Genomic DNA, 19539 nt, shown 5'->3' with positions numbered 1-19539 from the left:
CCTGAAGAGCGATTGCGGCTACCGCAGACGCCGCCGCCAGTCGCTCGGGGTCTCCCCGGTCAGCTTCCTGAACGCGGCGGCGAACGCAGTCTGCGAGCCGTAGCCGAGCGCGGCCGCGATCGAGACCACGGATGCGTCGGTGTCGCGCAGCATGTTCATGGCCTGCTCGAGCCGGTGCTGGCGCAGCCAGGCATGCGGCGAGAGCCCGGTGCTTTCCTTGAATGCACGGCAGAAGTGAAAGCGCGACAGGCCGGCGTCGGTCGCCAGCGCCGCGAGCGAGACATCGGCGTCGCTGTCCGAGCGCAGCCGCTCGATGGCGCGGCGCAGCACCGTCGGCGAGAGCCCTCCCGTGGTCGGCCCGATCGGGGTGGGAGAGCCGGTATGCGCGGCCAGGAGACGCGTGGCGAGCAGGTCCGTCAGTTGCTGTCTGAACAGCGTATCCAGCGCCGCACTGCCATCCAGGACGTCGGCCGCGCTGAGCAGCAGGCGGGATGTGATCGGATCGGGATGCGCCGTCCGCTCCAGCAGATCGATCGGAGCGCCGCCGCCGGCTTGGTCGGCCACGCGTTGAATCGTCTTGCGGGGAAGATAGAGAACAACGATATCAGCGGGCTTCGGGATATCCCAGCGGGAGCTTGATCCCTCGGGGATGATGATCACGACGCCGGGACGGAAGGTTCCGATCGCGACCGATCGTCCCGTTCGCCGCTCGATCCGCTGCATCGCGCCGCTATAGGCCATGATGACGTGATGGGTCATCGGCTCGACAACGTCGTGCAACGGCTTGTGCTTCCAATGGGCGATTCCCGCTCCGGATGAATCCAGAGCCATGCGAAAGGGCGTGGTGCCGAGCACGCGGGCCATCTCCACATCTGGACGCCCTTCGGCAACTGGGACGGTGTTCTGGTAAGTGCCAGTCGCGGCGGGCGGAGGCTCGCGCAAAGGATGGTGCAGGACAGGCTTGCTCATGAGGCGTGCTCGCGTTTGAAGGCTCATGCGCTCCCTCCCTGCGGGCCGCTCCGTCGACCGATGAGGCGCGGAACTGTCGGAGCGTACTAAACGCGACGCGGCTCGAGCGTCTTTCCTGAAACCACCATGCTTTGTCCGTTTCTGCGCCGCGCCGGAGGTGCGGCATTTCGTGGCCCCGACGGATCAAACCGTCAAAACACCTTGAAATCATTTTGAAATAATTGCCGCGGCGGAGTCGGCCGGCCGTTCATCATCGCGTGATGCGCCGAACGGCGCCTTGCCGATTTTCGCTAATGAGCTATCACCGCGCAGGATGCCGGTCACGGCAGGCCCGGTCGGGTTCGCAGGCGGAAATTTTCGAGAATGGCACAGGCGGGCGTCTACGGACGAAGGCTCGGAGAGCCCTTGCAACTGAAGGACGCGCCCTCGCTGATCACGCGTACGCTGCGCAGCGCCGAGCTCGCGGTGACCGAAACCCGCAATGACAGCCCGGTGCGGGATATGTCCGGCTCGCTGCCCGCCGACGACGCCTACCTCGTCAGCCTCAAGTTTCGCGATTACGACGATTGCGAATGCTGGGAGCAAGGCCGGTATGTCACCAAATCGAACATCCGCCGCGGCGCGACCTATCTGTACGACCTGAAGCGCGATCCGCGCTACGTGATCGACAAACCGTTCCATTCGATCTTCTTCTATCTGCCGCGTTCGGCGCTGGACGACGTCGCCAGGCAGGCCGGCGCACCGCGCGTCGATGAGCTCGCATATGAGCCCGGCATCGGCCACGACGACGGCGTCATCCGACATCTCGGTGCCTCGCTGCTTGAAGCGTTAAAGCGGCCGGAAGAGACGAACCAGCTTTTCGTCGATCACATGATGCTCGCCTTCACTGCGCATGTCGCGCAGACCTATGGCGGATTGCGGCGCATCACCGCGCCGGCCCGTGGCGGCCTTGCCGCATGGCAGGCGAAGCAGGCCTGCGACAGGCTTGCGTCCGACCTCGGCGGGAAAATCCGGTTGCAGCAGATCGCAACCGAGTTTGGTCTCTCGGTCGGCCATTTCTCGCGCGCCTTCCGCATCTCCACCGGCCTGCCGCCGCACCAATGGTTGCTTCAGCAGCGCCTGAAGGTGGCCAAGCAGCTGATGGCGGCGCGCGACCTGTCGCTGTCCGAGATCGCGATTACGGCCGGTTTTGCCAATCAAAGCCACTTCACGCGGGTGTTTTCTGCCGTGGTCGGCGTCAGCCCGGCGGCGTGGCGGCGCGAGATGCACCGCCCGGCGAGAAGCGAGAGCTGAACAGCGCCGCGTTCAACCGGCCGGCGCGGCTCGCACGGCATGCTTGGCGTGCCATTTGGGACCCGGTCCGCGCATGTAGTGCAGCTCGGGCCGGTAGGGATCGCGAATTCGCGCGATCAGATTCTGCAAGCCCGTCGTGATCGCGTTCCAGCCGTCGCGCAGAGCGAGCAATGATGCGTGCGGTGACAGCATGGCGCCCTCTCAGTGCGGCTTGCCGAGCACGGATGCGAAGGACAGGATCACGATCTCCTCGCCGGACTCGTCGCTGACATGCACGACCCAGTCGCGCCAGTCTTCCAGGCTGACCGTTGCGACCAGCGATCGCATCATGCACGTCGCCGCCTCGCATGCCTCCGAGAGGCTGGTCACCGAGGTGCCGCGGCGATCCATCAGCACCCCGTGCGTGGTCGAGCAATGGAAGAAGACCTGGGTCATGTGCGTATCCTCGCAAGCTCCGGACGAGAAGGTCATCTTTGGAGCTCCACGTTTCTTCGACGCGACCATTCGCAAGGCGGTTCACATGGGCGCGGGCCTCGCGGAATGGTGATCAAGCCCCCAGCACAGCCTCCTCACCAAATCGCGATTTGACAGTTCTTCTATATTTGTCAAAATCGTCAAATGGGACCGAAAACCCGCATTCTCGATGCCACCATGCTGGTGTTCCGCCGGCACGGCTTTCGCCGCTCCTCGATCGAGCAGGTCGCCGAGGCGGCCGGCCTGACGCGGCAGGCGCTCTATCACCACTTCGAATCCAAGGAAGCGCTGTTCCGCGCCGTGATCGAGCGCGTGCATGAGAGCGCGATCGCGGCCGAGGAGACCGCCGTTGCCGCGGCGGAGACCGCGGGCGGTGATCTCGGCGACATCCTCGCCGCGGGCATGACCGCGCGGATGTCGACCATGATCGGCTCGCTGGACGGCTCGCCGCATCTCGAGGAGTTGTATTCCGAGCACCTCGTGCACGCGCGCGACCTCTACCAGACCTACGCCGCGCGATATGCGGAGCGCATGGTCGCGACGATCACGCGGATCGTGCGCAAGCAGCAGCTCGCGCTGCCGCAGGACCTCCCGCCGGCCGAATTCGCGCGGCTGGTCGAGATGGCGATGTACGCAGCGAAGTCGCAGTATCCGGCGATGCAGCCGGCGGATGCGTTCCTGAAGGACATGGCGATCATGGTGCGGACGCTCTGCGCCGGCGCCAAGCCGAAACCTTTGCCAAAATCGCAAAAACCGCCCGTCAAGAAGGCGGCAATCCCCAAGAGGCCGACACGCAGGACAAGCGGAGGAAATCCATGAGCACGGCGACCGTCAATGGCCGCGTCGAATCCCTGCCCGATGATCTCGATGCGCTCTTGATCGACATCGTGCGCGACCAGCTCAAGCTCACCGGCACCAAGCTCGTGTGCGGCGCCGGCGTCTGCGGCGCCTGCACCGTGCTGGTCGACGGCGCGCCGGTAGCAAGCTGCCTGATGCCGGCACACGCCGCCACCGGCAAATCGGTGACGACGGTCGAAGCCATCGGCGCGTCCGGTCTGCATCCGGTGCAGAAGGCGTTCATGGCGCATGACGCCCTGCAATGCGGCTTCTGCACGCCCGGCTTCATCGTGGAAGCGACCGCGTTCTGCGACCATTGGCGCGCGACCAGGGGAACGGCGGTGCCGTCGCGCGAGGAGATCGGCGCGGCGCTGTCCGGCCATCTCTGCCGCTGCGGCGCCTATGACGGGATCTTCCGTGCGGTGGCGGATGCCTGCGCCGGCCGCTTCGACGGCGATCACGTCACGGCGCCTCGCATCGAGGCGCGCGACAAAGTGACGGGCGCGGCGAAATATACCGTCGACATCCATCATGACGGCCAGCTCGAAGGCCTGATCCTGCGCTCGCGCGAGGCGCATGCGCGCATCACCACGCTCGATCTCGCGCCGGCGCGCGCGCTCCCCGGCGTTACCGCGGTGTCGCTGCTCGGCGACGACCGGATTGTGCGTTATGTCGGCGAGCCTATTGCGGCGGTCGCCGCAAAGGACCGTAAGAGCGCGCTTGCCGCGCTGGCCGCGATCAGGTTGATCAGCGAACACCTGCCCGCAGTGGTCGGGCTCGACGCCGGACGCAAGGACGACGCGCCCGTGGTGTTCGACAAGGCGAGCCGCAAGCGGGCCGGCAACGTCTCGGAAGCGGCCGGCGGACCGGCGCCCTGGAAGCAGAACGTCCGCGGGCCGACCGCGGTGTTCTCGACACACGCAAAAAAGGCCCGCAACTGGGTCGACGAGGCGCGCCAGGCCCACAACAAACTGCTCGTCGAAGCCACCTTCCGCACCGCCACGCAGCAGCATGCCTGTCTCGAGCCCCACGCCGCGGTGGCGCGCTTCGACGGCGACCGGCTGACCCTGCACGCCTCGACCCAGCAGGTGTTTCACCTGAAGGAGCAGATCGCAAAGCGCTACAAGCTCGATCACGACAAGGTCCGCGTGATCGCCGAGCACGTCGGCGGCGGCTTCGGCTCGAAGGCGAGCCTGGGGACCGAGGCGATTGCCGCGATCGAGCTGGCGCGCGCGGCGAAAGCGCCGGTGCGGGTCGCCTATGATCGCCAGGAAGAACTCTCGGTCGCCGGTTATCGGCCGGCCGCGGAGTTGAAGGTCGCGCTGCTGCCTTCCGAGCAAGGTGCCCTGAAAGCGCTCTCCGTCACCGCGCATGCCGATACCGGCGCCGCGACCAACTCGACCATCGCGGGACTGGCGCGGCTGATCTATCCGGCCGAGGCGAAGGATCTTTCGGATTTCGACGTCATCAGCAATCTGCCGCCCGGCGCCGCCTTCCGCGGCCCCGGCGGACCGCCGATGGCGTTCGCCGTGGAGCAGGCGATCGACGAGGCCGCGCTGCGCCTCAATGTCGATCCGATCGCCTTGCGCAAGCGCTGGGATCCCGATCCCAACCGTCAGCGGCTCTACGACTGGGCATCCGGGCTCGAGATCTGGCGCAACCGCAAGCCGACGCAGAACGGGCGCTATCGCCGCGGCATCGGGGTCGCGACGGGCTACTGGCTCTATCTGTGGCAGCCCAAGGTGAAGGTCGAGGTCGCGGTCAAGGGCGGCCGCATCGTCGCCAGAACGGCGACGCAGGACATCGGCACCGGCACCCGCAGCGTGCTTGCCGACGCGATCGCGCGCGAGTTCGATCTCGAACCCGGTGAGATCGATGTGCGGATCGGCGATTCCTCGCTGCCCGAAGGCCCCGGCTCCGGCGGCAGCCGCGTCACCGCCTCGGTGATGCCGCCGACGTTGCTGGCGGTGCGGAAGCTGAAGGCCGCGATGCTCGAACAGGCCACGCGAAAGCCGGCGCCCGGCTCGAACGCGCCCTGGCGCGAGCTGATCGCGCGCTCGCCCGACATCGCGGTGGTGGAGACGCGCGGCGAGGACGGCAAGAACACAGCGCCCGGCATCCGCTCGCCGCTGCGCGAAGTCGGTCTGATCGGCATGGTGTTCGGCTGGATGATGCGCCGCTTCTCGAACATCGCGGTCGGCGCCGGCGTGCCGAGCTCGGTGCAGGTGATCGAGGTGGAAGTCGACACCTGGCTCGGCCATGTCCGCGTGCTCAACGTGCATACCGGCATCGCGGTCGGCAAGATCGCAGCGCCGGCGCTGGCGCGCAGCCAGGCCTGCGGCGCGGTGATCCAGGGCCTCGGCTACGCACTCTATGAGGCGCGCGAGCTTGATCCGAAGACCGGCGACGTCCTGACCGCGGGGATGGAGGATTACCGCATCCCCGGGATCGCCGACACGCCCGAGATCGACGTCCATTTCGACGAAGCCGGCTTCGACCATGTGCTCGGCAACAGCGTCGGCATCGGCGAGGCGTCGACGGTGCCGACCTCGGCCGCCGTCGCCAACGCGATCCACAACGCGATCGGCGTCCGCCTCACCGAGATTCCGATCCGGCCCGACCGCATCGTCGCCGCGCTGAAAGGGAGGGATGCCGCATGAGTGTCGCGACCGCAGACGTCATCTCCGCGCCCGAATTCCGCGCCGCCGGCACCGATCTGTCGGAGCGCCGCCGCAGCGGCCTGTCGTGCGGCGCCATCATCGATCTCGCCGCCAGTCCCGACACGATCGGCGTTACGTGGAATGCGGACGGTTCGGCCCGCATCGGCGCCCTGACCACGATCGCTGCGATCGCATCCGATCCGCGGCTCGCCGAGGCTTACCCAGGCATCGCCGCAGCCGCGCAGGGCCTCGCCACGCCGCAGATCCGGCACATGGCGACGCTCGGCGGCAACCTCGCGCAGCGCTCGCGCTGCTGGTATTTCCGCAATCCGCAGATCGCCTGCCTCAAGAAGGGCGGCGCCGACTGCCCGGCGCGATCCGGCAACCATCTCTACCACGTCGCGTTCGATCTCGGCCCATGCGTCGCGCCGCATCCGTCGACGATGGCGATGGCGCTGCTCGCCTATGATTCGAAGATCACCACCGATCGGCGCAGCGGCTTGTCGATCTCAGAGCTGCTCGGCGACGGCAGCAACGGCGCGGCCGACAATCTGCTTGCACCGGGCGAACGCATCGAGCGGATCGAGCTCCCCGTTCCGCTGGCCGGCGAGCGCGCGCTGTACAAGCGCGCCATCAGCCGGACGCATGCGGAATGGCCGCTGGTCGAGATCTGCGTGCGTGCGGTGATCTCCGGCGGCGCGTTCCAGCAGGTCCACATCACCGCCGGCGGCATCGCTCCGGTCCCGCTGCGTCTGACCGCGGCCGCGGCGGCGCTGCAGGGTAAGCAGATTAACGCGGCGACCATCGCGCAAGCCACCGAGCTGGCGATCTCGGGAGCCAGGCCGCTGCCGATGACCGGATACAAGCTCGAGCTGCTGACGGGCCTGGTGCGCGACGTGGTCGAGCGGATTGTGGCGTAGGATCAAGCGCCCATTCGCGGCCGGAATGCATAGATCCAGGAATTTCTACGCCGGAATGCCGGCCTCACACAGCACGGCGACCATGCGGTCGCCCCATTCGACGGCCCTGGTCGGAAAATTCTGCCGCGCGTAGGACGCGCGGAAATCGGGCCGCAGTTTGAGCAGGCGGCCGGCGATGACGCGCGCCTCGTCAAGGCGCCCCAAGCCGACTTCGTTCATGATCAACGCGCTGAGCGTGTGTGCGTCTTCGCCGATCACCAGCGCCTTGGCGGCGGCCGCACGGCCCTGCTCATACTGACCGAGCATGAAATGCGCGAAACTGATTCCGTTCCACATGGACGCCCGCCCGGGATCGATCGGGCTGAGCCGGAGTCTGTGCTCAAAACTTTCGATCGCGCGTGCCGGCTCGACGCACATGAGCGAAATCCAGCCGCGATATCCCCACGCCGCAGCATCGTTCGAATTGAGCGAGATCGCCTCTTCGATCATGGTCTCGGCGCGATCGTAGTCGTGGCCGAGATAGGCAAACATGTGAGCCGCGCGCGCCAGCACGAACGGATCGTCGCTGGCCAGCGCGCAGGCGAGCCCGGCGATCTGCAGCGCCTTCGCCAACTCCTGCGCGCCGAGAGGCGTGCCGCGCGTGGTCTGTTTCAGCAGCGACGAATAGGCCAGCATGACCTGAGCGGCCGCATAGTTGGGATCGAGCGCGCAGGCCTTGTTGAACCACTCGCCGAGTTCGGCGTCGCCCCACCTGGAGCGATCTGCATAGGCCGCAATGCCTCTCAGAAAGAGATCGTAGCTATCGAGACGGTCGGTCGGCTTGGTTCGGGTTCGTTCGATTTCGCTCTGCTGGATCTTCGGAGCTATGATGCTGACGACATTCGCGGTGACCTGGTCCTGCAGGTCGAACACGTCCCTCAGTTCGCCATCGAACCTGTCCGCCCAGAGATGCGTGCCGCTGCCGGCCTCGATCAGTTGCGCGGTGATCCGAACGCGGCCGCTCGACTTGCGCACTGATCCCTCCAGCACGTATCGCACACCGAGCTCGTGCCCGACCTGCTTGATGTCGACGGACTTTCCCTTGTAGGTGAAGCTTGAATTGCGCGCGATCACAAACAGCGATCTGAAGCGCGACAGCGCGGTAATGATGTCCTCGACGACGCCGTCGGCAAAGTATTCCTGCTCCGGATCGCCGCTCATATTCTGGAACGGCAGCACCGCGATGGAGGCTTTCTCGGCAAGCGCGGGTGGGGAAGCCGGAGCAGTGAACGCGTGCTTCGCGACCGCGGCCGCTGCGGAGGCGCCGCCGACGCGAACTCTCCATGTACGAACAGGCTCGGCAATATTCTTCAGGATCTGCGGCCCCATGTCCTCGAAGGTCGCATCGACCTTGCCGCGAATGTGCCGTTGCACGTCATCGGAAATGCAGACGCCACCCGGCTCGGCAATCCCCTCCAGGCGCGCTGCGATGTTGACGCCGTCGCCAAAGATATCGTTGTCATCAAAGATGATGTCGCCGACGTGGATTCCGATTCGGAATTCGAGCCGCTGCTCCGTCGGCACGGCAGCATTCTGATCGGCCATTCGGCGCTGCACTTCGACGGCACTGCGCACCGCGTCGACGGCGCTGGCGAATTCAACAAGGATTCCGTCGCCGGTCGTTTTGACGACACGGCCGCGATGCGCCGCCAGCGCTGGATCCAGCAACGCCCGCCTGACCGACTTCAGCTTGGCCAGAGTGCCTTCCTCGTCGATTCCCATCAGCCGGCTGTAGCCGGCGATATCGGCCGCCAGAACCGCTGCCAGACGCCGATCCAAGCTATCGGTGGTCAAAGACATGCCCCCAGACGAGGGGTTAATTTTCGTCGCCGATCAAAGCACGGCTGACGGCCTCCGGGCTAGAGCAAACGTCTGCGCTGCCAGCCCAGGCTGGAAATCGGCGGCTTTGTCAACGACGATCTTGAGGCTATCCCAGCGGGTCTATCGCGCCCGGGTCAGCGCCAGCCAGATGCCGCCGCCGATCATGAAGCCGCCTGATATGCGCGACATCAGCCGGGTCCGCTCCTTGGAGAAGAATTTGCGGGCGCGGCCGGCCGCCAAGGCGTAGGCGGCGTCGGTCAGCACAGCAGTCGCCATGAAGGTGAGGCCGAGCAGCGCCACCTGCGGAACGTGCGGCTTGTCCATATCCATGAACTGCGGGATGAAGGCGCCGAAGAACACCAGCACCTTCGGGTTCGAAAGCAGCACCAGAAAGCCCTGCAGGAAGAAGCCGCCGCGCGGCGGCGGCGTGTCGTCGGTGCTGACGCCCTCGACCGGCGAGCGGATCAGCTTGAAGCCGAGCCAGACCAGATAGGCGGCGCCGGCAAAGCGCACCCAGTCGAACCAGTAGCCCATCGTCGCCATCAGCGAGGTCAACCCGACCGCGACGGTGCCAATCACGATCGCAAGTCCGACCTGCGCGCCGAGCACATTGGTGAGCGCGGCGCGCGTGCCGTAGCGCAGCCCGTTGGCGATCACCATCGTGACGATCGGACCGGGCAGCAGCGCCAGCGCGATGCAGGCGGCGACGAAGGCGAAATAGGCTTGCAGGGACATGGGGAGCTCACTGACGTTCAAACTGAATTATGCACATAGGACGGGCGAAGAGGAAGCGGCTCCTGATCATCTCTGTCATACCCCGCGAAAGCGGGGTATCCAGTACGCCGCGGCCTGTCAGCCAAGCATCAGCGTCTCTGGAATACTGGGCCACCCGCTTTTTCGCATGCGAGAGACGGACTCCTCAATGTCCCTCCATTGCCACAATCATCCATGCTCTGATCTCTCGCGATTCCAGAAACTTCAACGTCGCCCGCTGCACCCCTGCGGCATCTCCCCTGCCCTGCGCCGCGACCGCCGTCAGGTCGCAGCGATGTGACACCGCGATCCCGATCGCAGTGCGCTTCCCCTTGGGCATCTCGAGATCATAGACCCTGATCCGCCCCGGCATGTCCGCGACATAGACGACATCGCCCGCCTTCAGCGGCACGAAGCGCGGGCTGATCATGTCGACATCGGCGACGCGGTCGACCTCGTCGTCATCGGCGACGCCGCTGTCGCAATTGCAGAAGCCGAGTTTTGGCCTGAGATAGACCTCGACGTCGTCACCGCACTCCGCCGCGCCGCAACGGAAGGCGCGGCCGGCAGGCCAGCCGTCGCGCGGGAACGGCCAGCCGATCTCGCGCCACGCGGCCGCGCGCGGCGGCGCCATCTCGTAGCCCGCAACTGCGGAGAGCCCGCCGAGCACGAGGAACATCGCCGCGATGACCGGCCAGGAGCGCATCATCGCGGGCTCACGGCAGGCCGGCGGTGGCGCGCGCCGCGCCGGTCAGTTCGAGAATATGCAGGCCGGTGTTGGCGCGGTCGACCGCATAGATGTAGCCGCGCTCGTCGGTCTCGACATTGTTGGTCTGGATCGCGACCTTGCAGCGGTCCTTGCCATCGATGGTGACACAGCGCTTGTCGGTCGCCGCCGTGATGGAGGGAATGAAGTACCCCACTTCCTTCGGATGATAGGGATCGCGGATGTCGATCGCGCGGACGCCGGCGTTGAAGAAGGCGATGAAGGCCAGCTTCTTGTAGTAGACCGGCGCCATGCTCTCGTTCGACGAATGCGAGCCGAACCGGCCGCCGCGCTCGCAGAACGCCCCGGAGGCCTCGGGCACCGTATAGCTCGAGATCAGCATCGGCCGCGCCTCGGTGGTGACGTCGGCGAACCACACCATCTGGCGCGCCTCGCCGCATTCGTTCTGGATCGCCTCGTCGACGATCATCACGATGTCGCGGCTCTTGCCGTCCTTGTCATGGGCGAATTCCGCGATCGGCATACCGGGCAGCGGAAACACCGTATGCGCGCCGTTCATGGCGGACAGCGGCATCCGCGCGATCTCCGGGAATTTCAGATTGTCCGGGGTCGGCTCCTTCGGTCCGTTCAACAGCTTGTCGCGGTCAACGATCTGCAGGAAGCCGCCCTTGTTGGTGCCATAGCCGAAATAGACGCGGTTGCCCGTTGGCCCGGTCGAGATCGGCCCGTGCAGTTCGGTCGGCACCGCGCCGGTCGCGCCCGGCTCCTGCCCGGGCAGGCCGAAGTCCCTGATCTTCACGGGATGCGCGGGATCGGAGAGATCATAGACCTGCGTCATGCGCCGCGTGCGCCAGTCCGGCGCGCCGGACACCAGGAAGGCGATGCCGGTGCCGCATTCCCAAAAACTCTTGTGCGTGTCCTTCAGCCCGCCGATCCGGGTGACGAACGCCGGATTGGCGGGATCGGCGACGTTCCAGATCTCGTGCGCCTCGCTGCCGAAGGTGCGCAGCATGTAGACTGCGTTGCGATCGCCCTTCGGCAAATCCTTGCCGTCGCAGATCCGCACCATCTGTGCGCCGCCGGATTCGTATTTGCCTTCCTGTCCGGGAATGTGCCGCAGATATTTCGGGTGCGCGGGATCGGTGACGTCGACGATCGAGGTGCCGTTCGGCTCGGCCTTGCCGGTCATCGGGTTGACGGGATCGGGAATGTCGTCGGTGCCGCCGTGATGACCGATATAGGCGATCCATCTGTCGCCCTGATGATGGATGGTCGGCTGATAGGCGCTGCGCGCCTGCAAATCGTTGGTTCCAACCAGCCTCATGTTGGAGGCTTCGGGCGGATCGCCGATCTTCTGCTGGGCGCTCGCACCATTCGCGAGCAGGACAAGAACCAACGTGCAGCAAACTGCCGTAACGCGACCGCCCATGCGCACCACCCAATGTTCCACGCCAATCTGCGTTGGCTGCCGGCGAGGCTAGCACGGCGCCGCCGATGCCAAAACACACGCTCTTGACATGCAACCATTTGGTTGCCTATTATCCTGCCCATGGATGAAGTCTTCAAAGCCCTCGCGGATGCCTCACGGCGAACGCTGCTTGACCGGCTTCACGATCAGAACGGGCAGACGCTCGGTGAGCTCTGCGACGGCCTCGACATGACGCGTCAGGCCGTCACCAAGCACCTTGTGATTCTCGAGGAGGCCAACCTCGTCACCACGATCAGGCATGGCCGCGAGAAGTTGCACTATCTCAACCCGGTTCCGATCCATCAGATCGGCGAGCGGTGGATCAGGAAGTTCGAGCGCGGGAAACTCGCCGCGCTGAGTGAGTTGAAAAGACAATTGGAGAAGCGTGATGAGTAAACCGGACTACGTCTACGTCACCTATATCGAGACCACCGCCGACAAGCTGTGGCACGCGTTGACATCGAGCGAATTCACCGAACGCTTCTGGTTCGGCTATCGCGTCAGCTCCGACTGGAAGGTCGGCTCGCTTTATTCTCTCACCAAGGACGGCCGCCGCAGCGTGCAGGGCGAGGTGCTGATCGCCGATCCCTCGAAAAAGCTCGCCTACAGCTGGGATGTGGTGAAGGAAGGCGCCGAGCGCGAACAGGTCTCGCGCGTGTCCTTCGACATCGAACCGCACGGCACGGTCGTCAAGCTGACCGTGACGCACGACAATCTCGGCCCGAAGACGCTGCGCGACATCTCCGGCGGCTGGCCGATGGTGATCGCAAGCCTGAAGAGCTTCCTCGAGACCGGACGCGAATTGCCGGCCGACCTGCTCACCAGCGGCGCCAGGGAGGCCTACCATGCCTAAGCCCGAATTCGCCTACGTCACCTACATCGAGACCACGCCGGACAAGCTGTGGGACGCGCTGACCAAGAGCGCGTTCACGCGGCAATACTGGTTCGACACCGAGCTGCAATCGGACTGGAAGGTCGGCTCGCCGCTCGCGCTGGTGATGGGCGGCAAGACCACCGACACCGGCGAGATCCTCGAGGCCGACCGGCCGCGGCGCCTCGCCTACACCTTCAAGCACGTGCTCGACGAGGACATGCGCAAGGAGCCGGCAACCAAGGTGGTCTTCACGCTCGAAGCCCACGGCAAGATCGTGAAGCTGACCGTGACCCATGAGGGCTTCGGTGCGGGCAGCAAGTTGCTCGACGGCATTTCCAAGGGCTGGCCGGCGATCCTGTCGGGACTCAAGAGCCTGCTCGAGACCGGCAAGGCGGTCACGATCCCGCCGGCCGCGCTCGGGATCGACGGCTTCGAATGACAATGAAAATCTATCGACGGGTGCGTACAGACATGAACATCGAGAAATTCAAACCGGCAATCGTCTACGCGATCTACATCGCCGCCACGCCCGAGAAGGTGTGGCAGGCTTTGACGACTGCCGAATTCAGCCGGCAGTATTTCTCCGGCAACGCGGTCGAGGTCGACCTTCGGATCGGCGGCGCCTACGTCGTGCGGACGCCCGACGGCGCGCTGCACATCTCCGGCGAGGTGATCGAGTGCGATCCCTTGAAGCGGCTGACCGTCACCTTCAACGTCAACTGGCCGCAGCTGGTCGAAAAGCTCGGGCCGACGCTCGTCACCTGGGAGATCGAGCCGGCCGGCGACAGCGTGAAGCTGACGCTCTTGCAATCGCATGACCGTCCGATCAGCGACGACATTCTCGCAGGCGGCCGCACCGGCTGGCCGGCGATCCTCTCCAGTCTGAAGAGCCTCGTGGAGACCGGCAAGGCCATGGCGATCCCGATGCAGCCGCCAGCGCGCATGATGGCCGCGCTGAAGGAATTGGGAATCCCGATGCCGACGTAAGGTTGGCGATACAGCGACCCCAGATTCCGCCGTCGTCCCGGCGAAAGCCGGGACCCATTACCACCGCTCTCAGCGGCTAGAGTTCGCCGGGGCCGCAGCGTCGCGCAACAATAAACGGGCGTGGTTATGGGTCCCGGCCTTCGCCGGGACGACGGTGGGAGAGGTTGCGCCCAGCACCCGTAGCTCACGCCACAAGCAGCAGAGCAACGATCAGATTCGCCACGAACAGGGTTGCGTCGATGACGAAGATCCTGAGCATCGGGCCCTTCAGCACCGGCCAGTAAGCGACCCCGACGCGCCCGCCTCGCTTCAGCACAGGCAGATTGTAGGCGAACTGGCTGAAGTGACACGCGGCGAAAAACAGGAACAATGCGAGCTGCGCCTCAACGCCCTGAAAGAACGGCGGCCTTGCGACCAGGAAATACAGCGACAGCAGCCCGATCGGCAGATTGATGCCGCCGAGAAACGCGACGCTGGCCGACAAGGTCGGCGCAATCGGGTTTCCGCGCTCCTCGCGTGGGACCAGGATCTTCAGCGTGTTGCGCTGGGCGATGCTGAACTGGACGAATGCGGCGCCAAACCACAGCGCGTTGAGCAGCAGGACGACATCCAAAAATCGCATGGGCTATTTTCCGTAGAATGCTTCGCTGCGCACCACACGGCCGGCGCCATCGAAGTCCATGAACTCGCTGGCGCGCGTGTCGCCGAGTTGCCACCACACCGTCAGGCGCGCGATCGTCTCGTCCCAGCTCCAGTTCAGGATCTTGAGGTCCGCGCTTGCGATGCTGCCATAGGCCTCGCGCCAATAGGCGCGGATATTCTCGGCCCCCGTGACCACGGGGGCATCCGTCAGTTTGAGCGCCAACGGGCTGCGCATCTCGGCATTGTCGGCGAAGTGCGCGACGACGGCGTCGATATCGACCCTGCACCAGTTCGCGCACCACGCCTCGACAAAGCGTCCGGCGGCCGCCCGGTCCATGATCTCTTCGCCCATGCGACTGCCCTCCCCCGCGTGACTGCGGGGCAGATTGGCACGGCGAGATCCTTACGTCAACTATGTTGACTTGAGAAGGCTAGTTGTTGTCGGCGATCACTCCCATCACCGCCATCCATGCGGCGGTGCCGGGCGCGCCGACACGATCGAATGCCTCACGGAGCACCTCGCGCTCGTGGTCGGACGCGCGCTGCTCGATGCGCCGCCCTGCTGCGGTCAGGTGCAGCAATTTGGAACGATGCTGCTCGGGCGACCGCTTCGCCGCCACGAGCTTACGCTCCAGCAACAGGCCAAGTGGCCGGTTCAGGGCCTGCTTGGAAATGCCGAGCACCTCGATCAGCGAGCCGATCGAAATGTCGGGCCGCCGCGCAATGACGTAGAGAATGCGATGGTGCGGGCGCGAGAGGCCAACCGTGGCAAGATACTGGTCAGCCGCCAGCGTCATCCCGCGCCAGCCGTAGTACATCAGCTCCAGCGCCGTATCCAGTTCGTGGAGCTTCCTGAGCGAGGCGCGATGCAGGCCGGGGGCCTGCGAGGCAGTCTTTTGCATGTGCGTATCGTGACGAACTTGCCCGAGAGAATCTAGCCCAGCGCCCTCAGCTCCCGCCGCAGCACCTTGCCCGTCGCCGTCATCGGCAGGCTGTCGGCGAACTGCACGAAGCGCGGATACTCGTGGGCGGCGAGCTGGACCTTGACGAACTCCTGGATCTCGCGCGCCAAGGCATCGCCCGGCGCGTAGCCCGGCCGCAGCACGATCCAGGCCTTGATCGATTCGGTGCGGATCGGATCGGGGATGCCGACCACCGCCGACATCGCAACCGCCGGATGCTTCATCAGCGTGTGCTCGATCTCGGACGGGCCGACGCGATAGCCGGCCGTGGTGATGACGTCGTCCTCGCGGCTGACGTACCAGAAATAGCCGTCCTGATCCTGCACGCCGAGATCGCCGGTCAGCAGGAATTCGCCGGCGTATTTCTTCGCGGTCGCTTCCGGATTGCGCCAGTACTCGATCATGGTGCAGGGGCACGGCTGGCGCACGCCGATGATGCCGCGCTGGCCCCGCGACAGCTCCTCGCCCTTCTCGTTGACGATGCGGACGTCGAAGCCCGGCGTGGCGCGGCCCATCGAGCCCGGACGGATCGGAAACAGGTTGGAATTGCTGCCGATCACGAGATTGCACTCGGTTTGACCGAACACCTCATGGGCGTCGATGCCGAAGGTGTCGCGCACCCAATCCAGCAATTCGCCGCCGAGCGACTCGCCGCCGGTGAAGATGCTGCGCAGCCTGACGCCGGAATTCTTCACGTCGGCCTGCCGCATCAGCTTCAGCGCGGTCGGCGGCAGGAACACGTTGCGGATGCCGAGCTCGGCCATCATCTGCATCGCCGCCTGCGGCTCGAACTTGCGGGCGCGGTGCCCGACCATCGGGATGCCGTGGTACCAGAATGCGAACAGGCCGTTGATCAGGCCGCCGATCCAGGCCCAGTCGGCCGGCGTCCACATCAGGTCGCCGGGCCGGGGCAGGAAGTTGTGGCACATCTCGACGTTGGGTAGATGGCCGAGCACGACGCGATGCGCGTGCAGCGCGCCCTTCGGGTTGCCCGTGGTGCCTGAGGTGTAGATGATCAGCGCGGGATCGTCGGCCGAGGTGTCGACGGTCGCAAATTCCGGAGACGCCGACTTGATCGCGCTCCAGAACGGTTTCGTCCCCGCCGGCGTCTTTTCGCCGATGATATAGACGCTCTTCAACTCGGGCAGGCGATCGCGGATTTTCGCGATCTTCTCCCAGCCTGCTTCATCGGTGATCACGGCCTTGGCAGCAGAATTCGACAGGCGGAATTCGAGCGCGTCCTCGCCGAACAGCGCGAACAGCGGGATTGAGATCATCGCTGCGCGAAACGCCGCGAGATGCGCGACCGGCAGTTCGAGCGATTGCGACAGGAACACCGCGACGCGGTCGCCGCGCGCCAGGCCGTCGGCGGTCAGCACATTGGCGAAGCGGCGCGAGGCCTCCGCGACCTCATCGAACGAGGTGCGCGTGGTGCCGCCATCCTCGTCGACATAGACCAGGGCGAGCCGCCCGGTGCCGTCGGCATGGCGGTCGCAGCACGCGGTCGCCATGTTGAAGCGCGCGGGAACGTCCCAGCGGAAGTTGCGATAGAGCTCGTCGTAAGTAGCGGCTTCCTTGAGCATGGTGTGTGTTGCTTCCGTCCCTCGTCATGGCCGGGCTTTTCCCTGCCATCCGCGTCTTGCCGTGGCAGATTGTAAAGACGTCGATGCCCGGGACAAGCCCGGGCCGACGAAGAAAGTGATGCCCGGATGAACAATGCGTAGCCCGGATGGAGCCAACCGGTCGCGCGAACGCGCGCCCGATGACAGGCTCCGCGCAATCCGCGGTTCTCATCGAGTGGACAGACTCACCCGGATTTCGCTTCGCTGCATCCGGGCTACGAACTTCCTTGAGGAGAAAGCCGTCAGGCGGCCGCCCGCTCCATTGCGACCTCGGCCTTGAGGCTATCGAGGTCGCGATAGATCGATGCGACCGCGAGCACGCGCCCGCCGCGCTTGTAGCGCAGCACGCAATCCCTGCCGGCGATGCTGCCATCCACCGCGATCTCGTCCCACTGCTCGGCATGGCCGACATAGTTGATCGGCACGTCGTAATGCTGGCTCCAGAAGAACGGCACCGCGTCGAACACCTCGCGCTGCCCAAGCATATTCCGCGCGGCGGTCTGGCCCTGGCGCTCCGCCACCACCCAATGCTCGACCCGGATCGTCTCGCCGCTGTGCGGATCGGGCCAGCGCGCGATATCGCCGGCCGCGTAGATGCCGGGAACACTGGTCTCGAGATAGGCGTCGACTATCACGCCGCGATCGATCGCGAGCCCGGCCGCTTCCGCCAGCGCCAGCCGCGGCTTCACGCCGACACCGACCACGACGAGATCGGCATCGAGCACTGGCCCGCTCTTCAAGCGGGCGCGCTTGCCCTCGATCGCAGTCACCGTGTCGCCGAGGTGGAATACGACACCATGCTCTTCGTGCAGCGCGCGGACGAAATCGCCCATCTCAGGCCCGAGTACGCGCTCCATCGGCCGCTGTTCCAGCCCGACCACGTGGACCTCGATTTCCCGCGCGCGGAGCGAGGCCGCCACCTCGAGGCCGATGAAGCTCGCACCGATCACAACCGCGCGGCGCGCTCCGCTGGCCGAGGCGATGATTGCCCGGCAATCGTCGACGGTGCGCAACACGTGAACGTGGGGCTGATCCGCGCCCGGGATCGGCAGCCGCACCGGCTCCGCGCCGGTCGCCAGCAGCAGCCGGTCATACGGAATCGTTTCGCCGCCGGCGAGCATGACATTGCGGCGGCCGGTATCGATCGACTTGACCTCGGTCCTGAGCCTGAGATCGATCGCCGCATCACGATAGAAATCGTCCGGTTTCAGCGGCAGCCAGTCTTCCGGCGCGCTGCCGGCGAGGAAGTCCTTCGACAGGTTCGGACGATCCACCGGCGCCGCGGCCTCGCCGCTCAACATGACGATGCTGCCGCGATAGTCCTGCCGCCGCAGCATCTCGGCGGCGGCGAACCCTGCCCCGCCGCCGCCGACAATCACGATCCTGCCGGGCGCATCGACCGGGCCCTTGACGCGGAGTTTCGGCTGCGCGCGCTTCTCGCGCACGATGATGCGATCGCCCTCGCGCTCGATCTTCCAGACAGCGAGCGCGTTGAAGGCGGGCGCGGCGGTCGCTTCACCGGTGCGAATATCGAAGCAGGCGTGATGCCAGGGGCAATGGACGGTCTCGCCCTCAAGGAGGCCTTCGGCGAGCGGACCGTGGTAATGGCTGCAATGCGCGTCGATGGCGAAGATATCCGCCCCCGAGCGCACCAGCAGCACGTCCTCGTCGCCGACATGGCCGAGCAACATCGCGCCCGTGAAGTCGGAGAGGGCAACGCCTTGTGTCAGATCCGGACCGGAAGGAGCTTGCTGATCGGCCATATCATTCCTCCATCGCCCTGTGACGCTCTAAACCGCTATGCCGAGGAATTCCTGGCGGGTTAGCGCATTGTCGCGAAAGCAACCCAGCATGCGGCTGGTCACGAGATCGGTATCCGGCTTGTGCACGCCGCGGGTCGTCATGCAGTGATGCGACGCCTTGATGATGACGCCCACGCCCTGAGGCTTCAAGACGTCGTTGATGGTGTTGGCGATCTGCGCCGTCATCTTCTCCTGGATCTGCAAACGCCTGGCATAGATGTCGACCACCCGTGCCAGCTTGCTGATGCCGACCACGCGGCCGTTCGGGATGTAGGCAACCCAGGCCTGACCGATGATCGGCGCCATATGATGCTCGCAATGGCTCTCGAAGCGGATGCCCCGCAGAGCAATCATTTCGTCGTAGCCTTCGATCTCCTCGAAGGTCTTTTCCAGGATCTCCGCGGGACGTTGGTCGTAACCCGCAAAGAATTCCTCGAACGAACGCGTCACACGCGCCGGAGTTTCAAGCAGACCATCCCGCTCGGGATCGTCGCCGGTCCAGCGGATCATGGTGCGGACTGCGGCCTCGACTTCGGCCCGGGTCGGCTTGTCGGATTCGGTTTGAGCGGCTCTAGCACGATCCAGCGCATGCACAATCGGGTTCATCGGGGCCTTTCCTTTGCGGAGTCATCGCGAGGTCATGCCCGTCAGATGCTCCGTCAGCAGAAAGGTTCCCGCAATTCGGCCCG

At 65.5% G+C, this 19539-nt stretch carries 21 protein-coding genes; 8 read left to right on the top strand and 13 right to left on the bottom strand.

From position 1 onward, the window contains the following. Window positions 1-18: 18 nt before the first annotated feature. Entirely contained in the window at window positions 19-969 is a 951-nt protein-coding gene (locus QA639_RS07945; protein WP_283089490.1) for a helix-turn-helix domain-containing protein, read from the bottom strand. Window positions 970-1332: 363 nt separating this feature from the next. Between QA639_RS07945 and QA639_RS07940 the strand changes: the two genes are divergently transcribed. Further along, window positions 1333-2262, top strand: coding sequence for a helix-turn-helix domain-containing protein (locus QA639_RS07940; protein ID WP_157346766.1), 930 nt, complete (start codon window positions 1333-1335; stop codon window positions 2260-2262). A gap of 12 nt (window positions 2263-2274) precedes the next feature. On the opposite strand, the gene QA639_RS07935 is transcribed toward QA639_RS07940, so the two are convergent. Together QA639_RS07935 and QA639_RS07930 are read right to left on the bottom strand one after the other, a co-directional pair. Then, a complete protein-coding gene (locus QA639_RS07935) occupies window positions 2275-2454 on the bottom strand; it encodes a hypothetical protein (RefSeq protein WP_157346768.1) in 180 nt (59 codons plus the stop codon). Window positions 2455-2463: 9 nt separating this feature from the next. Further along, window positions 2464-2697 (bottom strand): DUF6894 family protein, encoded by a 234-nt coding sequence (locus tag QA639_RS07930; RefSeq protein WP_028333132.1) that lies wholly within the window; start codon window positions 2695-2697, stop codon window positions 2464-2466. Between the two features lie 183 nt (window positions 2698-2880). Here QA639_RS07930 and QA639_RS07925 point away from each other — a divergent pair, with 183 nt between their 5' ends. Genes QA639_RS07925 through QA639_RS07915 form a run of 3 tightly spaced genes read left to right on the top strand, consistent with a single transcriptional unit; the run spans window position 2881 to window position 7153 of the window. Continuing rightward, window positions 2881-3555 (top strand): TetR/AcrR family transcriptional regulator, encoded by a 675-nt coding sequence (locus tag QA639_RS07925; protein ID WP_157346770.1) that lies wholly within the window; start codon window positions 2881-2883, stop codon window positions 3553-3555. Next, a complete protein-coding gene (locus QA639_RS07920) occupies window positions 3552-6233 on the top strand; it encodes a molybdopterin-dependent oxidoreductase (protein WP_283089489.1) in 2682 nt (893 codons plus the stop codon). The genes QA639_RS07925 and QA639_RS07920 overlap by 4 nt, the downstream gene beginning before the upstream one ends. Continuing rightward, on the top strand, window positions 6230-7153 hold the full coding sequence (locus QA639_RS07915) for an FAD binding domain-containing protein (protein ID WP_157346774.1): 924 nt from the start codon (window positions 6230-6232) through the stop codon (window positions 7151-7153). The genes QA639_RS07920 and QA639_RS07915 overlap by 4 nt, the downstream gene beginning before the upstream one ends. 45 nt (window positions 7154-7198) lie before the next feature. Here the strand turns inward: QA639_RS07915 and QA639_RS07910 are convergent, their stop codons facing one another. The 4 genes from QA639_RS07910 to QA639_RS07895 all read right to left on the bottom strand — a co-directional run bounded on the left by QA639_RS07910 (window position 7199) and on the right by QA639_RS07895 (window position 11922). Then, a complete protein-coding gene (locus QA639_RS07910) occupies window positions 7199-8914 on the bottom strand; it encodes an adenylate/guanylate cyclase domain-containing protein (RefSeq protein ID WP_283090556.1) in 1716 nt (571 codons plus the stop codon). Window positions 8915-9133: 219 nt separating this feature from the next. Then, a complete protein-coding gene (locus QA639_RS07905) occupies window positions 9134-9748 on the bottom strand; it encodes a LysE family translocator (protein ID WP_168855228.1) in 615 nt (204 codons plus the stop codon). Between the two features lie 184 nt (window positions 9749-9932). Continuing rightward, window positions 9933-10475, bottom strand: coding sequence for a hypothetical protein (locus tag QA639_RS07900; protein WP_283089488.1), 543 nt, complete (start codon window positions 10473-10475; stop codon window positions 9933-9935). A 7-nt stretch (window positions 10476-10482) separates the two neighbouring features. After that, on the bottom strand, window positions 10483-11922 hold the full coding sequence (locus QA639_RS07895; RefSeq protein ID WP_428841144.1) for an LVIVD repeat-containing protein: 1440 nt from the start codon (window positions 11920-11922) through the stop codon (window positions 10483-10485). 120 nt (window positions 11923-12042) lie between these two features. Here QA639_RS07895 and QA639_RS07890 point away from each other — a divergent pair, with 120 nt between their 5' ends. Genes QA639_RS07890 through QA639_RS07875 form a run of 4 tightly spaced genes read left to right on the top strand, consistent with a single transcriptional unit; the run spans window position 12043 to window position 13822 of the window. Next, window positions 12043-12357, top strand: a complete 315-nt coding sequence (locus QA639_RS07890) for an ArsR/SmtB family transcription factor (protein ID WP_028333124.1) — start codon at window positions 12043-12045, stop codon at window positions 12355-12357. Further along, complete coding sequence (locus QA639_RS07885) at window positions 12350-12814, top strand: SRPBCC family protein (protein ID WP_283089486.1); 465 nt, start codon at window positions 12350-12352, stop codon at window positions 12812-12814. The genes QA639_RS07890 and QA639_RS07885 overlap by 8 nt, the downstream gene beginning before the upstream one ends. Beyond that, on the top strand, window positions 12807-13274 hold the full coding sequence (locus QA639_RS07880) for an SRPBCC family protein (RefSeq protein ID WP_057018077.1): 468 nt from the start codon (window positions 12807-12809) through the stop codon (window positions 13272-13274). The genes QA639_RS07885 and QA639_RS07880 overlap by 8 nt, the downstream gene beginning before the upstream one ends. Window positions 13275-13306: 32 nt before the next feature. Next, window positions 13307-13822: an SRPBCC family protein gene (locus QA639_RS07875; RefSeq protein WP_283089485.1), complete on the top strand. Its 516-nt coding sequence runs from the start codon at window positions 13307-13309 to the stop codon at window positions 13820-13822. A gap of 184 nt (window positions 13823-14006) precedes the next feature. Here QA639_RS07875 and QA639_RS07870 read toward each other — a convergent pair whose 3' ends face one another. From QA639_RS07870 to folE, 6 genes are all read right to left on the bottom strand, one after another. After that, entirely contained in the window at window positions 14007-14444 is a 438-nt protein-coding gene (locus QA639_RS07870; protein ID WP_283089484.1) for a hypothetical protein, read from the bottom strand. A 3-nt stretch (window positions 14445-14447) separates the two neighbouring features. Then, window positions 14448-14816 (bottom strand): nuclear transport factor 2 family protein, encoded by a 369-nt coding sequence (locus QA639_RS07865; RefSeq protein WP_283089483.1) that lies wholly within the window; start codon window positions 14814-14816, stop codon window positions 14448-14450. Window positions 14817-14895: 79 nt separating this feature from the next. Beyond that, the gene (locus QA639_RS07860; protein ID WP_157346786.1) at window positions 14896-15366 is read right to left on the bottom strand and encodes a MarR family winged helix-turn-helix transcriptional regulator; all 471 of its coding nucleotides are present in this window, start codon (window positions 15364-15366) and stop codon (window positions 14896-14898) included. Window positions 15367-15398: 32 nt separating this feature from the next. After that, window positions 15399-17009 carry an acyl-CoA synthetase gene (locus QA639_RS07855; RefSeq protein ID WP_283089482.1) on the bottom strand — a complete coding sequence of 537 codons (1611 nt, stop codon included), beginning with the start codon at window positions 17007-17009 and terminating at the stop codon, window positions 15399-15401. A 281-nt stretch (window positions 17010-17290) separates the two neighbouring features. After that, window positions 17291-18811 (bottom strand): FAD-dependent oxidoreductase, encoded by a 1521-nt coding sequence (locus QA639_RS07850; protein WP_283089481.1) that lies wholly within the window; start codon window positions 18809-18811, stop codon window positions 17291-17293. Window positions 18812-18838: 27 nt separating this feature from the next. After that, window positions 18839-19456: a GTP cyclohydrolase I FolE gene (gene folE / locus QA639_RS07845; RefSeq protein WP_283089480.1), complete on the bottom strand. Its 618-nt coding sequence runs from the start codon at window positions 19454-19456 to the stop codon at window positions 18839-18841. Window positions 19457-19539 lie beyond the last annotated feature (83 nt).

The organism is Bradyrhizobium pachyrhizi, from assembly GCF_029714545.1.
Taxonomy (GTDB): domain Bacteria; phylum Pseudomonadota; class Alphaproteobacteria; order Rhizobiales; family Xanthobacteraceae; genus Bradyrhizobium; species Bradyrhizobium pachyrhizi.
The sequence above is the reverse complement of the archived record's forward strand: the minus strand, read 5'-3'. Positions and strand labels throughout refer to the sequence as shown.

What these genes read in the sequence shown, in the direction of transcription:
- QA639_RS07945 (WP_283089490.1), bottom strand. Translation starts at nt 969, where the DNA reads ATGAGCAAGCCTGTCCTGCACCATCCTTTGCGCGAGCCTCCGCCCGCC.
- QA639_RS07940 (WP_157346766.1), top strand. Translation starts at nt 1,333, where the DNA reads ATGGCACAGGCGGGCGTCTACGGACGAAGGCTCGGAGAGCCCTTGCAA.
- QA639_RS07935 (WP_157346768.1), bottom strand. Translation starts at nt 2,454, where the DNA reads ATGCTGTCACCGCACGCATCATTGCTCGCTCTGCGCGACGGCTGGAAC.
- QA639_RS07930 (WP_028333132.1), bottom strand. Translation starts at nt 2,697, where the DNA reads ATGACCCAGGTCTTCTTCCATTGCTCGACCACGCACGGGGTGCTGATG.
- QA639_RS07925 (WP_157346770.1), top strand. Translation starts at nt 2,881, where the DNA reads ATGGGACCGAAAACCCGCATTCTCGATGCCACCATGCTGGTGTTCCGC.
- QA639_RS07920 (WP_283089489.1), top strand. Translation starts at nt 3,552, where the DNA reads ATGAGCACGGCGACCGTCAATGGCCGCGTCGAATCCCTGCCCGATGAT.
- QA639_RS07915 (WP_157346774.1), top strand. Translation starts at nt 6,230, where the DNA reads ATGAGTGTCGCGACCGCAGACGTCATCTCCGCGCCCGAATTCCGCGCC.
- QA639_RS07910 (WP_283090556.1), bottom strand. Translation starts at nt 8,914, where the DNA reads ATGGGAATCGACGAGGAAGGCACTCTGGCCAAGCTGAAGTCGGTCAGG.
- QA639_RS07905 (WP_168855228.1), bottom strand. Translation starts at nt 9,748, where the DNA reads ATGTCCCTGCAAGCCTATTTCGCCTTCGTCGCCGCCTGCATCGCGCTG.
- QA639_RS07900 (WP_283089488.1), bottom strand. Translation starts at nt 10,475, where the DNA reads ATGATGCGCTCCTGGCCGGTCATCGCGGCGATGTTCCTCGTGCTCGGC.
- QA639_RS07895 (WP_428841144.1), bottom strand. Translation starts at nt 11,922, where the DNA reads ATGGGCGGTCGCGTTACGGCAGTTTGCTGCACGTTGGTTCTTGTCCTG.
- QA639_RS07890 (WP_028333124.1), top strand. Translation starts at nt 12,043, where the DNA reads ATGGATGAAGTCTTCAAAGCCCTCGCGGATGCCTCACGGCGAACGCTG.
- QA639_RS07885 (WP_283089486.1), top strand. Translation starts at nt 12,350, where the DNA reads ATGAGTAAACCGGACTACGTCTACGTCACCTATATCGAGACCACCGCC.
- QA639_RS07880 (WP_057018077.1), top strand. Translation starts at nt 12,807, where the DNA reads ATGCCTAAGCCCGAATTCGCCTACGTCACCTACATCGAGACCACGCCG.
- QA639_RS07875 (WP_283089485.1), top strand. Translation starts at nt 13,307, where the DNA reads ATGAACATCGAGAAATTCAAACCGGCAATCGTCTACGCGATCTACATC.
- QA639_RS07870 (WP_283089484.1), bottom strand. Translation starts at nt 14,444, where the DNA reads ATGCGATTTTTGGATGTCGTCCTGCTGCTCAACGCGCTGTGGTTTGGC.
- QA639_RS07865 (WP_283089483.1), bottom strand. Translation starts at nt 14,816, where the DNA reads ATGGGCGAAGAGATCATGGACCGGGCGGCCGCCGGACGCTTTGTCGAG.
- QA639_RS07860 (WP_157346786.1), bottom strand. Translation starts at nt 15,366, where the DNA reads ATGCAAAAGACTGCCTCGCAGGCCCCCGGCCTGCATCGCGCCTCGCTC.
- QA639_RS07855 (WP_283089482.1), bottom strand. Translation starts at nt 17,009, where the DNA reads ATGCTCAAGGAAGCCGCTACTTACGACGAGCTCTATCGCAACTTCCGC.
- QA639_RS07850 (WP_283089481.1), bottom strand. Translation starts at nt 18,811, where the DNA reads ATGGCCGATCAGCAAGCTCCTTCCGGTCCGGATCTGACACAAGGCGTT.
- folE (WP_283089480.1), bottom strand. Translation starts at nt 19,456, where the DNA reads ATGAACCCGATTGTGCATGCGCTGGATCGTGCTAGAGCCGCTCAAACC.